This window comes from Bacteroides sp. 3_1_23, assembly GCF_000162555.1.
GTDB classification, from domain to species: Bacteria; Bacteroidota; Bacteroidia; order Bacteroidales; family Bacteroidaceae; genus Bacteroides; species Bacteroides ovatus.
The window spans coordinates 87666-101760 of sequence record NZ_GG774954.1; the positions used below are offsets into that span (position 1 = coordinate 87666).

At 41.7% G+C, this 14095-nt stretch carries 13 protein-coding genes; 8 read left to right on the plus strand and 5 right to left on the minus strand.

Annotated features, from left to right (window positions below; all coding sequences use genetic code 11):
• Positions 1 to 72: 72 nt before the first annotated feature.
• Positions 73 to 645 (minus strand): Crp/Fnr family transcriptional regulator, encoded by a 573-nt coding sequence (locus HMPREF9010_RS08485; protein ID WP_032852847.1) that lies wholly within the window; start codon positions 643 to 645, stop codon positions 73 to 75.
• Positions 646 to 798: 153 nt separating this feature from the next.
• Between HMPREF9010_RS08485 and HMPREF9010_RS08480 the strand changes: the two genes are divergently transcribed.
• From HMPREF9010_RS08480 to HMPREF9010_RS08470, 3 genes are all read left to right on the plus strand, one after another.
• Positions 799 to 1119, plus strand: a complete 321-nt coding sequence (locus tag HMPREF9010_RS08480; protein WP_004309079.1) for a DMT family transporter — start codon at positions 799 to 801, stop codon at positions 1117 to 1119.
• A gap of 299 nt (positions 1120 to 1418) precedes the next feature.
• Positions 1419 to 3131: a GAF domain-containing sensor histidine kinase gene (locus HMPREF9010_RS08475; RefSeq protein ID WP_008650006.1), complete on the plus strand. Its 1713-nt coding sequence runs from the start codon at positions 1419 to 1421 to the stop codon at positions 3129 to 3131.
• A 168-nt stretch (positions 3132 to 3299) separates the two neighbouring features.
• A complete protein-coding gene (locus tag HMPREF9010_RS08470) occupies positions 3300 to 4379 on the plus strand; it encodes a linear amide C-N hydrolase (RefSeq protein WP_004299162.1) in 1080 nt (359 codons plus the stop codon).
• Between the two features lie 213 nt (positions 4380 to 4592).
• Here HMPREF9010_RS08470 and HMPREF9010_RS08465 read toward each other — a convergent pair whose 3' ends face one another.
• Positions 4593 to 5243 (minus strand): HU family DNA-binding protein, encoded by a 651-nt coding sequence (locus tag HMPREF9010_RS08465; protein ID WP_004306439.1) that lies wholly within the window; start codon positions 5241 to 5243, stop codon positions 4593 to 4595.
• 347 nt (positions 5244 to 5590) lie between these two features.
• Between HMPREF9010_RS08465 and HMPREF9010_RS08460 the strand changes: the two genes are divergently transcribed.
• From HMPREF9010_RS08460 to HMPREF9010_RS08445, 4 genes are all read left to right on the plus strand, one after another.
• Positions 5591 to 7684, plus strand: a complete 2094-nt coding sequence (locus tag HMPREF9010_RS08460; protein ID WP_032852823.1) for a BT4734/BF3469 family protein — start codon at positions 5591 to 5593, stop codon at positions 7682 to 7684.
• A gap of 435 nt (positions 7685 to 8119) precedes the next feature.
• Positions 8120 to 8650, plus strand: a complete 531-nt coding sequence (locus HMPREF9010_RS08455) for a methylated-DNA--[protein]-cysteine S-methyltransferase (protein ID WP_004306441.1) — start codon at positions 8120 to 8122, stop codon at positions 8648 to 8650.
• A complete protein-coding gene (locus tag HMPREF9010_RS08450; RefSeq protein ID WP_004306442.1) occupies positions 8647 to 9501 on the plus strand; it encodes a bifunctional helix-turn-helix domain-containing protein/methylated-DNA--[protein]-cysteine S-methyltransferase in 855 nt (284 codons plus the stop codon). The genes HMPREF9010_RS08455 and HMPREF9010_RS08450 overlap by 4 nt, the downstream gene beginning before the upstream one ends.
• Positions 9502 to 9583: 82 nt before the next feature.
• A complete protein-coding gene (locus tag HMPREF9010_RS08445; RefSeq protein WP_004306443.1) occupies positions 9584 to 10162 on the plus strand; it encodes a DJ-1/PfpI family protein in 579 nt (192 codons plus the stop codon).
• 54 nt (positions 10163 to 10216) lie between these two features.
• Here HMPREF9010_RS08445 and HMPREF9010_RS08440 read toward each other — a convergent pair whose 3' ends face one another.
• Complete coding sequence (locus HMPREF9010_RS08440) at positions 10217 to 10582, minus strand: DUF6463 family protein (protein WP_004309084.1); 366 nt, start codon at positions 10580 to 10582, stop codon at positions 10217 to 10219.
• 334 nt (positions 10583 to 10916) lie between these two features.
• Between HMPREF9010_RS08440 and HMPREF9010_RS08435 the strand changes: the two genes are divergently transcribed.
• On the plus strand, positions 10917 to 11429 hold the full coding sequence (locus HMPREF9010_RS08435; RefSeq protein WP_004309086.1) for a GNAT family N-acetyltransferase: 513 nt from the start codon (positions 10917 to 10919) through the stop codon (positions 11427 to 11429).
• 90 nt (positions 11430 to 11519) lie between these two features.
• On the opposite strand, the gene HMPREF9010_RS08430 is transcribed toward HMPREF9010_RS08435, so the two are convergent.
• Complete coding sequence (locus HMPREF9010_RS08430; RefSeq protein WP_004306452.1) at positions 11520 to 12005, minus strand: flavodoxin domain-containing protein; 486 nt, start codon at positions 12003 to 12005, stop codon at positions 11520 to 11522.
• 244 nt (positions 12006 to 12249) lie between these two features.
• A complete protein-coding gene (locus tag HMPREF9010_RS08425) occupies positions 12250 to 14088 on the minus strand; it encodes a RagB/SusD family nutrient uptake outer membrane protein (RefSeq protein ID WP_008650012.1) in 1839 nt (612 codons plus the stop codon).
• Positions 14089 to 14095 lie beyond the last annotated feature (7 nt).

Genomic DNA, 14095 nt, shown 5'->3' on the forward strand with positions numbered 1-14095 from the left:
CTTCTCTCTTTTGATTCATTCAAAACACAAATATATTACTTTCTGTTTGCTTTTGAAAAACATGTTTCTATCTCAAAGTACCCGTTTCAATTTCGCCCTTATCCGGCTTAAACTTACCGGAGTTATTCCCAGATAAGAAGCAAGACACTCCAATGGTATTCTCTGTAATAGCTCCGGATTATTTTGTATCAGCTTCATATACCGTTCGGACGCGGTGGTGAATAAGAGAGAAATAAGTCTTTCCTCTGTTTGCAGGAACTCTGATTCGGCAAACTTGCGCCCCCAGTTGGCAATATGGATATCTTCCTTGAATAATTCGTGTAAGTCTTTGCGCTTTAATAGATACAACACCGAGTTTTCCATCAGTTCCATTGACTCATACCCCTGTTGATTATTTACATAGCTTTTCAATGAGACAATGGTTGACCCTTCTTTCCCAATCCAGAACGTTACCTCTTTTCCGTCTACGGGAATGTAAGCTCTGGCAATCCCTTTCTCGATGAAAAAGATATTCGTTTCAGTCTTGCCAGCCTCCAATATATGATAACCTTTGGGATATGTGACTTTTGACAGATGTTTGACCACCTTATCTGCTGAAGCCTCCGGCATCCGATATATCCTGTTTATAATCTCGTGTATATCCATATCGCATTGAATCATTATTCTGCAAAAATACAAAAAGTTATATTAGGAAAAGAAGAATTGATGATACTCTTACACCGTCGTTTCTTATCAAATGTAAAGTGAAAGCTCCGGGCATCTTGTTAATTTTGCAGTCTAATATTAAAATAGAATGATATGAATTGGATTATATTGATTATTGCCGGACTGTTTGAGGTTAGTTTTACCTTTTGTCTAGGCAAGATTAAGGGAGCGACAGGCACCGATTTTTATTTGTGGGGAGCGGGATTTGTAATCTCTGTAATCTTAAGCATGTTCCTACTGGCAAAGGCTGCGCAAACATTGCCTATCGGCACTGCATATCCTGTTTGGACGGGGATAGGAGCGGTGGGAACCGTCTTGATCGGTATCCTGTTCTTTCATGAACCGGCAACTTTGGGTCGTTTGTTTTTTATGACGACTCTGATTATTTCAATCGTAGGGTTGAAACTGATATAATCAGACGAATAGGATTTAGTTTTAATAGATGGAAAAGTGTAATAAGGACTTTTTCAGTGTAAGTCATATATTGTTGAAAAGATTCCATCCGGTATAATATTGAGGAAGTTTGGAATTGACGAGGTCGATTATGTAATATATGCTTTCGTAATTCTGCGATTATTAGGCATTTATAAGAAGTCGTTTTGATGGGAAAAAGTTTGGTTTCTAAAATAAATGTATATATTTGCAGAATGTGGGACGCATCTCGTCCGGATTCGAAACTAAACTAAAATTCTATTTACTGTTATCTATTAAACATGAAATCCACTGATTCTGAACCTCAAGAGGGCGGTATGGAACTGGAACAGTACCGTACCAGCCTCGAACAGATGGTTGAAGAGAAATCTAAAGACTTGATCGCTATTCAGGAGAATCTCGAAGCAACCAACCGACGGCAGGCATTATTTATCAAGGTACTGCAAATTTTGCAATTGGAACCGGATATACCTACTGCTATGAATATGGCACTGGCCGAAATTGGCCGTTATACTGGTGTCGACCGTTTGGCGACATGGGAAAACCACCTCGACGGAGTTACGTATGGCTGCACCAACGAATGGTGCAACGACGGTATAGAACCCGCTATCGATTACTTGCGGAGTATGACCATTGAAGCGGGAAAACCCTGGTTCGACATGCTGGAAGAAAACCATATCATTTGTACGTCCGATATTTATTCGCTTGATCCCTTTATTACTCAAATGCTCGAAGTGCAAGGCGTAAAAGCCATTGCTGTTTTTCCCCTGTCACAATTGGGAGTACATTTCGGCTTTCTTTCGTTCAACTTTTGCTGGAACAAACAATGGGATGAAAAAGATGTGGAACTGATGAGCCAGATATCGCAAATTGTATCTACTGCTACTAAACGCTGGCAAGTTGAAACATCGCTGCAACAGTCGCAGCGAACCATGCAAAAGGTATTGGACAATATCAATGCCAATATTTTTGTGAGTGATTACGATACGTTGAAAGTGATTTTTGCCAATAAGCCTTTCAGGGAAGAAGCAGGAGAAGTTCCGGAAAATGCGGAATGTTGGAGAATGTTGAATGCAGGTCTGGAAAATGGGTGTAAACACTGCCCGAAGCCGAAGTTGCTCGATGCCAACCGTAAGTTTACAGGCGTTCATTTTTGGGAAGACTACAATCCGGTCACCAAACGTTGGTATACCATCCAGAGCATGGCAATAAAATGGCTCGACGGACGTTGGGCAATCATGGAACTGGCTACCGATATCACCACCCGCAAACAGGTGGAACTAGAGCTGATTCAAGCTAAAGAAAAAGCGGAAGAATCGGACAGGCTCAAATCAGCATTCCTTGCCAATATGAGCCATGAAATACGTACTCCTTTGAATGCCATCGTCGGTTTTTCCAGTCTGCTTGCCGAAACCGATGAGGCGGAGCTGCGTCATGTATATATGTCTTTAGTGCAGGAGAACAATGAGCTGTTGCTCAACCTTATTTCCGACATTCTGGACATCTCCAAAATCGAAGCCGGTATGATAGATCTTGTTATGGGACGGGTGGATGTACCACAACTTTGCCGGGAAGTGATTGCTACCTTCTCACACAAAAAACGTGACACTGCGGTCGAACTGCGGTTTGATGAAAATTCACCGCAGATTGTGATTGATGCTGATAAAAACCGAATCATGCAAGTACTCTCTAATTTTCTGACTAATGCCTTGAAGTTTACGACTAAAGGCTCAATCACACTTTCCTATTCATTGGAAGATGAGAGTCAGGTGCGTTTTTGTGTAACGGATACGGGCAAAGGGATTCCCGATGAACAAAAACATGAAATATTTAATCGTTTTGTAAAATTAGACTCATTTGTACAAGGTGCCGGATTGGGATTATCCATCTGTCAAAGCCTGGTCAATAGGATGGGCGGAAAGATTGGAGTCGAATCCCGTGAGGGGGAAGGGTCGTGCTTCTGGTTCACTCATCCGTATGTTCCCGGTGCTTAACCAAAAAAAAGAGATTGCATATTGAAGCAAACTACGTATATTGTTCCGCAAAGTACGGGACGAACAAAAAACAATAGTTTTCTTGAGAGAGGTGTCTGCAAACTAAAATAACCCATATTTTGTTGTCTTTATACAGTATTGAGTTTTTAGCAAATAAATATATAAATAATGATGAAGATGACAAAGAACTTATTGCTAGGGATTGCTGCCGTATGTGGCAGCACTTTTCAGGCTGTAGCTTGTACGGGAATCTCGCTGACATCCCGTGACGGCAGTTATGTGCAGGCCCGTACGATTGAATGGGCGCGCGGTGTGTTGCAAAGCGAGTATGTGATTATTCCACGTGGCCAACAGCTCACGTCATTCACTCCTACAGGTGTCAATGGACTAACGTTTACGGCAAAATATGGAGTGGTTGGTCTGGCTGTTGTACAAAAAGAATTTATTGCCGAAGGAATCAATGAGGCCGGACTTTCGGCCGGACTATTTTTCTTTCCTCATTATGGGGGATATAAAACGTATGATGCTGCACAGAACCAGCGGACACTGGCAGACCTTCAAGTGACGGAGTGGCTGTTGTCGCAGTTTTCCACTATCGACGAGGTGAAGGCAGCCCTTTCTTCTGTACGTGTTGTAGGATTGGAAAAGACAGCGGTAGTACATTGGCGTATCGGTGAACCGTCGGGGCGTCAGGTTGTGTTGGAAATTGTAGGTGGTGTGCCGCATTTTTATGAGAATGAAGTAGGAGTATTGACGAATGCCCCCGGTTTTGAATGGCAACTTACAAATTTGAACAATTACGTCAATCTTCATCCGGGTGACGCTTCCGTGCAAAAATTGAGCGGTATTACGTTGCAACCTACTGGTGGCAACTCCGGTTTTCTCGGCATTCCGGGTGATGCCACGCCTCCTTCGCGGTTTGTGCGTGCGGCCTTTTACCGGGGGACAGCTCCGCAACGTGCCACAGGCTTTGATACCGTGCAGCAATGTTTCCACTTGCTTAATAATTTTGATATTCCTATTGGTATAGAACATTCACAGGGTGATATTCCGGATATTCCCAGTGCTACGCAATGGACCTCAGCTATCGACCTCACGAACCGGAAGGTTTATTATAAAACAGCTTATAACAATTCGATACGTTGCATTGACTTAAAAGCTATTGATTTCTCAAAGGTAAAATATCAATCACAACCGTTGGATAAGATACAGGAGCAGCCGGTTGAAATGGTTAAGATTCCCCGGTAAAATATGGAACGGTATGGAGGTGCTCTTGTATAATAGTTGCTCGCATTAAGAATGCTCTCAAATAAATGTTGGTGACGTTTTACCCTCACACCCTCACCCTTTGTGCTCAATCCATTTATTCATCGGGGTTACAGGCGTGAGGGTAAAGGTGAGAGTAGGTGAGGGTAACTTTTTACTCTCACTCTGTCTCGTCCTGATTTGAGTTGACCAATCTTATTCCGTTTTTACACTAACTTCTTTATTATTACCATAATATCCACTTCCCGGCACATAAATCGGCTGCATGGCTCCACCCATATTTTTCAATTTACCCTCGTCGCGCAGACGTCGGATATGTCGCATGGCTGTACTTCTTGCCATTCCGCAAAGATATTGGAAGTCGTGTCTCCGCATAAATGGATGAGTACGGAAGTACTTAGTCAGTTGCAGGTCAATTTCCTCGTTCGTCAGTTGGGTGAAATCCAGTCCACCTTTGAGGTTTTTCACTTTAAGAACGCCGAATTCGTTTTTCAATGTCTGGTCGGCACGAAACTGAATGGCCTTTAGCTTCACTTTGGTCACTTTCCGTTTTGTGTCTACCGTTACAGGTTCCGTGGTCGTCAGGCAGGGATGGAAATAACCGATGCCGTCCAGATGAACTTGGCGTCCTTCCGCCAATTCCTGTCCCATGATGTGTGAAAGCGCATCAAGTACGGCTGTGACGTCTGTTTCTGTCAGTGAACAACGTTCTTGAATACGTCGGCGCAGTACGTCGGTCCCTGTGGAACCGTTGTATTTGATGCGCGGATGCAGGGTGTTTCCGTTTTCTCCCTGCTGTTTGTTTGAAGGCTTCGGGTCTTCATACCAATCGAATAATATTGCCATAGCTCTATATTTGTTTTAAATGAACTCTTCTTGTTATGTATTCTCTTAGATAGTAATACATTAATGCTTAATGTTTCTTTTGTTAAACTCTAATGATTTGCAAGGGCTCACCCATGTGAATAAGGCTGTTTACGTCTGTAGACGTTTTTATTTACAATTGATAGCCTGTTTGTTCACACGGGTGAGCCCTTGACAACTACTAAGCAAAGATACATAAATAATAAGGCAAATGCAAATAATATGCAGGTATTTATCGGATAAAATGCTTGTTTACCGGAGGATAAAAGCGTATCTTTACAGGAATTAAATATGTAGATGTGATTGTAGAAAAAATAGACAAAAATAGGATGAAAGTTACTTTAATCAGACAAGACAACGGGAGCGGAAAAGAAACTCTTAGCATTTGTGAGACAGGCACACTATTCGACAAAATGAAGACGGAAACTAAAGCGGGACATATCACGGCTTTGCGGGAGATTATACCGTTGCTGGAAGGTACGTATGCCCGATACGAACATATTGATAAATTGCCATACATTTATTCTGCTGTGGAATATACCCGTACCAAAGAGGGCGAACGGAAAATGAAGCAGTACAACGGTTTGGTACAGTTGGAAGTGAGCCGGTTGGCCGGTGGCTCGGAAGCGGAGTTTGTGAAACGGCAAGCGGCACTTCTGCCACAGACTTTTGCCGCTTTTTGTGGCTCCAGCGGGCGTAGCGTGAAAATATGGGTGCGTTTCGCTTTGCCGGATGACGGAGGATTGCCGACCAAGGAAGCGGAGGCGGAATTATTTCATGTTCATGCTTATTGGCTGGCTGTGAAATGTTATCAGCGGATGTTGCCTTTCGATATTGACTTGAAAGAACCGGTTTTGGCACAGAGATGCCGTATGACGCTGGACGAATCTCCTTATTATAATCCGGATGCGGTGCCGTTCTGCTTGGAACAACCGCTTATGATGCCGGGAGAAGAGACTTTCCGTCAGCGGAAACTGGGAGAGAAAAATCCGTTATTACGGTTGCAGCCGGGATATGAGTCGGCGCAAACATTCACGAAGATTTATGAAGCGGCCTTGAACAGGGCACTTCAGGAAATGGAGGATTGGAAACGTGGGGACGACTTGCAGCCTTTATTGGTTCGCCTTGCCGAGCATTGTTTCAAAGCGGGGCTTCCCGAAGAGGAAGCGATACGGCAGACGATGATTCATTATTATCGCGAAGAAGAAGAGCAGGTGATCCGTTCGATATTGCATAATCTTTATCAGGAATGTAAGGGATTCGGCAAGAAAAGCAGTATCAGTAAAGAGCAGGAGACGGCTTTTCTGTTGGAAGAGTTTATGAAACGTCGGTATGAATTCCGTTACAATACGGTGCAGGACGATTTGGAATATCGGCAGCGCGATTCTGTTCACTTTTGCTTTAAGCCGGTGGATAAACGGGTGCGCAACAGTATTGCAATCAATGCTTTGAAGGAAGGCATCAGTGCGTGGGACCGTGATGTGGATCGTTTTCTGAATTCGGAATGTGTTCCTTTGTATAATCCTGTGGAGGAATATCTTTATGAGACAGGTCGCTGGGACGGGAAGGATCGTATCCGTGCATTGGCTGGTCTGGTGCCTTGTGATAATCCGCATTGGCAGGAATTATTTTACCGCTGGTTTCTTAGTATGGTGGCGCATTGGAGGGGAGTCGATCGGCAGCATGGTAATAATACTTCGCCTTTGCTGGTTGGTTCGCAGGGGTATCGTAAGTCTACATTCTGTCGCATTATTCTGCCGCCGGAGTTGCGTTTCGGCTATACGGACAGTATTGATTTTAAAAGTAAACAGGAGGCGGAACGCTATTTGGGACGTTTTTTTCTGATAAATATTGATGAGTTCGATCAGATTAATGTCAGTCAGCAGGGGTTCTTGAAGCATTTGTTGCAGAAGCCTGTGGCGAATCTGCGCAAACCATACGGTAATACGATTCGGGAAATGAGGCGTTATGCTTCTTTTATCGGTACCAGCAATCAGAAAGATTTGCTTACCGATCCTAGCGGTAGCCGCCGTTTTATTTGCATTGAGGTGACGGCTCCTATTAATACAAATGTTACGATTAATTACAAGCAGCTTTATGCTCAAGCGATGGAGGCTATTTATAAAGGTGAACGTTATTGGCTGAATGATGAGGATGAAAACATATTAAAACAGACTAACCGTGAGTTTGAACAGGCGAGTCCGCTGGAACAGCTGTTCCACTGCTATCTTAATCCCGTAGAAGAGGAAATGGAAGGCGAATGGCTGACTGCCATGCAGATTTTGAGTTATTTACAGACGAAAACACGGGATAAACTGGCTATTAATAAGGTAGGACAGTTTGGGCGTGCACTTCAAAAACTGAATATTCCTTGTCGTAAGTCTCGTAAAGGGACGCTTTATCATTTGATGAAAGTGAAGTAATTGATAAAGGTGGTGTGAAAGGGGGCTTTGTCAACCCAATCAGGACGAGACAGGGTGAGGGCAAAAAGTTACCCTCACCTACCCTCACTCTTACCCTCATCACTGAAAGGATGATGAATAGGGGGATGCAGGGAAAGTGTGAGGGTGTGAGAGTAAATCATGTATAAAAAATAATTGGATATTGAATCGGATGGTAAAGAATTGTGTGGCGGTCGGCAGTCCTTGCCGGGTGATAAAGTATATTGAGAACGATTGATTGTATGGAGGAGTGGGAGGGGGATTGTCTTTTCTACGTAAAAACAGCAATTTTCGGGTCGTTTATCAGTGATGCGTGTAGTAATTTTGCGGCATTGGAAATGAGAGTGCGAGTGTAAAAACGAAAATATTATTAGCTGTTATTTCAACTGTAAATATAATAAACGTATCTTTGGAAGTATGGAAGATAAAACGAATGTAATTAAGATACAGCGTTATCATTCTCCTTGTGGTGATTTGATGCTTGGCTCGTTTGAGGATAAGCTTTGTCTTTGTGACTGGGCGGCTGAAAGTCATAGGGATATCGTAGACAGGAGATTGCGGAAAGTGCTGAAAGCTGGTTATGAGAAAAGTACATCAGATGTGATACTGGAGGCGATGAGCCAGTTGGATGAATATTTCAATGGCGAGCGGACTGTGTTTGAGGTGCCTTTGCTTTTTGTTGGTACGGAGTTTCAGAAGAGTGTATGGTATAAGTTGTTGGAGATTCCATACGGTTCGACTGTGTCATACGGTGAGCTGGCAAAACAACTCGATTTGCCGAAAGCTGTCCGTGCTGTTGCTGCCGCTAACGGGGCGAACGCTATTTCTATTTTTGCTCCGTGCCATCGTGTCATCGGCAGCAACCACTCTCTTGTGGGATATGGTGGCGGGCTTCCTGCTAAAAAGCGGTTGCTGGATTTGGAATTAAATGGCAAACCTCTGTTATGAATGAGCAAAAAACGCTTGACTATGCACGCATTGCACAGGCAATCGGGTATATAAGGGAGAATTTTAAAAGGCAACCGGGATTGGATGAGATTGCCGGGGAGGTGGCGTTGAGTACGGCGCATTTCCAACGTATGTTTACGGAGTGGGCGGGAATTAGCCCTAAGAAGTTCTTGCAATATACTAGTATTGAATATGCCAAGAGAATCTTGAATGAAACTCATGCGTCTTTATTCGATGCGGCACAGGAAACAGGGCTTTCCGGTACGGGCAGATTGTATGACTTGTTTGTAAATATAGAAGGGATGACGCCGGGCGAATATAAAAACGGAGGTGAAAGTCTTTCTATCAATTACAGTTTTGCCAAAAGTCCTTTCGGTGAAATCTTCATTGCGTCTACCGATAAAGGTATTTGTTGTATGGAGTTTGCAGACGAACATGACGCGGCTTTTAACTCTTTACGGAAGAAGTTTCCTAATGCAAAGTTTACCTCGATTGTGGATGAAGTGCAGCAAAATGCTTTATTTATCTTCACGCAGGACTGGAGTAAACTCAAAGAAATAAAATTGCATCTGAAAGGTACTGACTTTCAACTAAAGGTATGGGAAACCTTACTGAAAATTCCTGTCGGTGGCTTGACTACTTACGGAGATATAGCCGTAGGAATCAATAATCCGAGAGCTTGCCGGGCTGTTGGAACGGCTGTCGGTGAGAATCCCGTAGCTTTCCTTATTCCGTGTCATCGGGTCATTCGTGCTTCCGGTGAGTTGGGAAATTACCATTGGGGAGAGATTCGCAAGACTGCAATGATTGGTTGGGAGGCTGCAAAAGGTGAGGTAAAGAGGGGATTATAGGAAAGAATGAAGGTGATTTTAGTTCACATTCTTTTTAGTGCAATGCTGTTTCTTATATTATTAATATATAACTAATTTGATTATGAAATTATTGGTATTCCTTGCTAAAGGGTTTGAAACGATTGAGTTTAGTGCTTTTATAGATGTTATGGGATGGGCAAAGACGGATTTTGATTGTAAAATAGATGTTGTGACCTGTGGCTTGAATCAAAAAGTGATTAGTTCTTTCAATGTTCCTGTTTTGGTGGATAAAGTCATGGATGAAGTGTCTGCAGATGAATATGACGCGCTTGCGATACCCGGCGGATTTGAAGAATTCGGATTCTATGAGGAGGCATATAATGAACAACTTCTGGAATTGATACGACTGTTTGACTCACAAAAGAAATGGATCGCAACAGTCTGCGTGGGAGCTTTGCCTGTTGGGAAAAGTGGAGTGTTGAACGGTCGGAAAGCAACAACTTATCATCTTAGAGGTGCTCATAAACAGAAAGTGCTTCAGGGATTTGGAGCAACTATCGTAAATTCTCCCATCGTGGTGGATGATAATATCATAACTTCTTATTGTCCTCAAACATCATACGGGGTTGCATTGCTTTTATTAGAGAAGTTGACCTCTCATAAAGAAATGGTTTTAGTGAAAGATGCTATGGGATTTTAATAAGTTGCATTTAAGCACTGCACTCGGTTTTGAGTTCGCTATGGATGATGCTTCTCACTGCTTTTTCATGTTTGAATAAATAATAATAAGTGCTTGCGGTAAGAAAAGCCAGAAACCGGATATTGGTTCGACTATGCAACCGATTATGGTGAACAGTAGAATGAAGTAACCTAAAAATAAAGGTGCCGGTTTTTGTTCTTTTCTGATATAGTATTGAAGTGTCTCTCCCCAAAGAATAAGTATTATTCCGCAGATTAGGAACCAGAAAGCAAAGCCCAGGTTATGATTTTCTCCAATAGAGTCTATTAATCCATTGTTAAGCATTTCCGTAAAAGCTTCTTTTCCAAGAAATAACGCATAAATGGTATGAATGACTCCTGTTGCTGTTAAAAGTGTTCCACTATATTTCCAAAGTTTCATGTTCTTGCCTTTTTAGTATTTTATTGGGATGTACACTTCTACAGAATTTGAAATTTAATCCGTTTTAACATATCATCCGGTTCTTAATAAGTTGCTCGATAACGCAAATATAAGTAATCATGTACGATTCCCAACGTATGATTTCGACATTTGTGTTTGTTTTAGATTCTTTATACTTGGTCATTCGTTTTCTTGTTGTGATATCTGTGGACATGAGTTGCTTTATAAATATCCTTTAGTTCTTCTTTATTGTATTGAAAATTATATCTTTGTATTTCAGATAGTTGGATTTATGGAGTTTATAAAAGAGGCTGGCGTCTCACCACAAAAAAGTATGGATATTAAGAATGATAAGATCACAATAAAGCCTTTGCGTGATAAGGATGTAGACATTTTCAGTAAATGGTTGGCTAAAGAATATATTTATAAATGGTTCTGCCCTGACGGAGAAGAACATAAAATGGCTTGGTTGGATGAGGTAAATAATAGAAATACCCAATATCATTATATGAAACATTTCATTGTTTATTATAATGATAAAGCCATTGGCTTTTGTTTATACTTGGATTGTTATTTTGAAAAAGAATATATACCGGAACATTACGGAAAAACTGTCGATGAGAAAGAGACAGTCTTTGAAATAGGTTATCTCATAGGCGAAGAGGAATATTTGGGTAAGGGCATCGGGAAGATTATTGTAAAGAAGCTGATCGGGGAAATTGCCGAAATAGGAGGGAAAGAGATATTGGCTGACCCTGATGAGGCTAATGTTTTATCCATAAGAACATTGTTAAGTAATGGATTCGTAAAAGTAAAAGATTGCGATTATAGGTATTGTCTTAAATAGATAAGAAAACTTCTTTTGAAAGAAGTTTTCTTATACGGCCATTCTATTTATTATTTGAATACAAAGTTGCTCAATAGATAACTCAAGAAGTTACCATAAATGATTATCTTTTATCTGACTTGTAAACTCATTTATAGCATCATATCTCAGCTTCGAAACGGAAGAATTTACTTTCGCTATTTTCTTCGTCAAAAATCTTTCGATGAAATTCATTTTGTCAAACTGAAACTCGCCACCTAAAATGGCTTTGGGAATCGATAATCTCTGCAAGAACTCCGGGAAAGCCTTATTCATTTCTTCCGCTTCTTGCTCTTCGTTCATACAACAGATGAATAACCCTATTACTTTTTGCTCTAATAACAGTTGATTATTGTGACAGAATTGAGTAATTTTTCGGTTTGGAGAGCCCGCATAAATGGCTGTTCCGAGAATTATTCGATCGTAAGTTCGAATATCAGGTCTCGGACACTCTTTTAATGAGATGTAGTCAACTTTATTAGTCAACTTTTCTCCGATAAGGTGTGTTACTCGCTCGGTAGTTCCATGTTTTGAATAATATATGATAGCTGTTTTCATTTTCAACAGGCATAAGCGGTTTTAAATAGCCACTAATAAGTGACATGGTTATCCTTTGTAAAGGTAGAGACTTTATTCTGACTAGCAAACAGTTTTCGATATAATTAATCTATATCTTGTTTTTCTCATATTTGAAAAGTATGTTCCCCATCTCAAAACGAGATAGGGAGCATTTCTTAATATATAATTAATGTACAGGTGCCAAGATTGATTCCATAATACCTGTACATATTGAAATTCCTACTTAATATCCCGGATTTTGATACTCGCTGCCATTGGTGATTGTTGCAGTAAATGTAGTTGAAATGGGACGTAATGCATAATTCGGGTGAAAGAATTGTGCTAAGTCCGGATGAGTATTCTCCAGATACTCCGAGTTCTTAAACATTCCTGTCCGTTTCAAGTCGTAGAAGCGGCAATATTCTCCGCAAAGTTCACGGCCTCTTTCGTCTAAGATATCTCGTACTGTAATACTCCCTGTAAGCGGATTTGCTCCGGCACGTTCACGAACCTTGTTGATATAACCGGCTGCATTCGCACCACCATTCAGGTAAATATCAGCTTCTGCCGCAATCAAATAAACTTCTGCCATGCGCATGATAAACGTTGCATTCAGATTACCGTTTCTCTGTTTGGAAGCATTGGCTACATAATAATTGCTGCTGTTATGCTTATTCAGTGATGGATAATAGTAGCGGAATTGGTTCTCATTTGTGCCGTCATTTTTGTAATTGCCAGTGACGTTTGTATAAGCATAATTCATGTTCACATTATTATTGTCATCACTATATACATGATGATAATCAATTAGCAAATAATCAGAAATGTGTTCTTTTTGTTTCTCTGTCGCATAATCGATGTCCTGCGGCATGATGAATTTAATGGCTAAATCACCTTTATTCAGAGCTTTGCCAATGACGGTTTCTTCCTTGTCATACATGTGGACGGCACTTTCATCCCACGTGTAATTCTTGTTCGCGTTCCACTCTGTAGTGAACGATTCATGAAATCTGGGGTCCAATGTTCCGTCTTTCTGTACATATAAACTCAATAAATGCTGTGTGGGCATAAAGATACCGGTAATTGAGCCTTCCCAAGTAAGACGTGTTTCCTGATTATCTTCACGAGCACCGAACTTATTGATATTGCATAAGAAATACTCATCGTTGCGATTTAGCTTGTAATTTCCGTTGCTTGATCCGTGACCGTCTGCTCCTGCATACCAGCGATGTTTCCAGAGAGCTTCCTTGTTTTCCCAGTTATTGCTCTCTTTAAACACTTCGCTATACGATGGATACATATACGTATTGTATTTCCCACCGCTGGTTTCGCAATCGGTAATCAATTTCTTGGCTGTATCCAGAGCTTCCTGCAAATATTCGGTGCTTCCATATTCGTACGTCTGCAAGCAGGCTTTAGCCAGAAAACCGAGAGCGGCTTTCTTCGTCGGGGTGGTAGTAGTTGCATGCGTACCTGTTGGCAACCATTCGGATGCGAATCTTAAATCGGGCAGGATTACTTCCTGATAGATAGTCATCGGATCGGTGCGGGTGGGGGAGTAAGTCAGTGTTTCCGCTGTTATCGGTTCTGTGAGCATCGTCACTGCTCCGAATTGTTCCACTGCATTGAAATAATAGACAGCTCTAAGAAAACGGGCTTCCGCAATCTTGGCATTCCGCTCCTCTTCCGTGGTGTAGGGAGGTTTGTCTCCTAATGCGATAGCTTCGTTACAGGCTCCCACACCGTCGTATGTCCCGTTCCACCAATTATTGGTGTAAGTCGTATTGGGTGATGTTCCTGCGAAAAACCAGAACCACTGTGTGTAACTTGTTGATTCGTTGGCTTTATACGTCCAAAGATCGGTGTCGCCTTCAGTCAGTGACATCCAGTCCGCAGAACCGTAGTAAAACCTTTCCATAGCAAAATAACACTGGTTAATCAGGGTTTCATATCCATCGATGGAAGTAGCCAAAGCCTCTTTGGTAAATGCGCCCGGGTTGTATTCCTCCAAGGTGCAGGAATGTAGAGATAAGGCCGAGAACAGCACACTGCAAAATATGAATTTTATATATATCCTTTTCATGATTATA

Coding starts and splice junctions, on each gene's coding strand:
- HMPREF9010_RS08485 (WP_032852847.1), bottom strand. CDS start 645: ATGGATATACACGAGATTATAAACAGGATATATCGGATGCCGGAGGCT.
- HMPREF9010_RS08480 (WP_004309079.1), top strand. CDS start 799: ATGAATTGGATTATATTGATTATTGCCGGACTGTTTGAGGTTAGTTTT.
- HMPREF9010_RS08475 (WP_008650006.1), top strand. CDS start 1,419: ATGAAATCCACTGATTCTGAACCTCAAGAGGGCGGTATGGAACTGGAA.
- HMPREF9010_RS08470 (WP_004299162.1), top strand. CDS start 3,300: ATGATGAAGATGACAAAGAACTTATTGCTAGGGATTGCTGCCGTATGT.
- HMPREF9010_RS08465 (WP_004306439.1), bottom strand. CDS start 5,243: ATGGCAATATTATTCGATTGGTATGAAGACCCGAAGCCTTCAAACAAA.
- HMPREF9010_RS08460 (WP_032852823.1), top strand. CDS start 5,591: ATGAAAGTTACTTTAATCAGACAAGACAACGGGAGCGGAAAAGAAACT.
- HMPREF9010_RS08455 (WP_004306441.1), top strand. CDS start 8,120: ATGGAAGATAAAACGAATGTAATTAAGATACAGCGTTATCATTCTCCT.
- HMPREF9010_RS08450 (WP_004306442.1), top strand. CDS start 8,647: ATGAATGAGCAAAAAACGCTTGACTATGCACGCATTGCACAGGCAATC.
- HMPREF9010_RS08445 (WP_004306443.1), top strand. CDS start 9,584: ATGAAATTATTGGTATTCCTTGCTAAAGGGTTTGAAACGATTGAGTTT.
- HMPREF9010_RS08440 (WP_004309084.1), bottom strand. CDS start 10,582: ATGAAACTTTGGAAATATAGTGGAACACTTTTAACAGCAACAGGAGTC.
- HMPREF9010_RS08435 (WP_004309086.1), top strand. CDS start 10,917: ATGGATATTAAGAATGATAAGATCACAATAAAGCCTTTGCGTGATAAG.
- HMPREF9010_RS08430 (WP_004306452.1), bottom strand. CDS start 12,005: ATGAAAACAGCTATCATATATTATTCAAAACATGGAACTACCGAGCGA.
- HMPREF9010_RS08425 (WP_008650012.1), bottom strand. CDS start 14,088: ATGAAAAGGATATATATAAAATTCATATTTTGCAGTGTGCTGTTCTCG.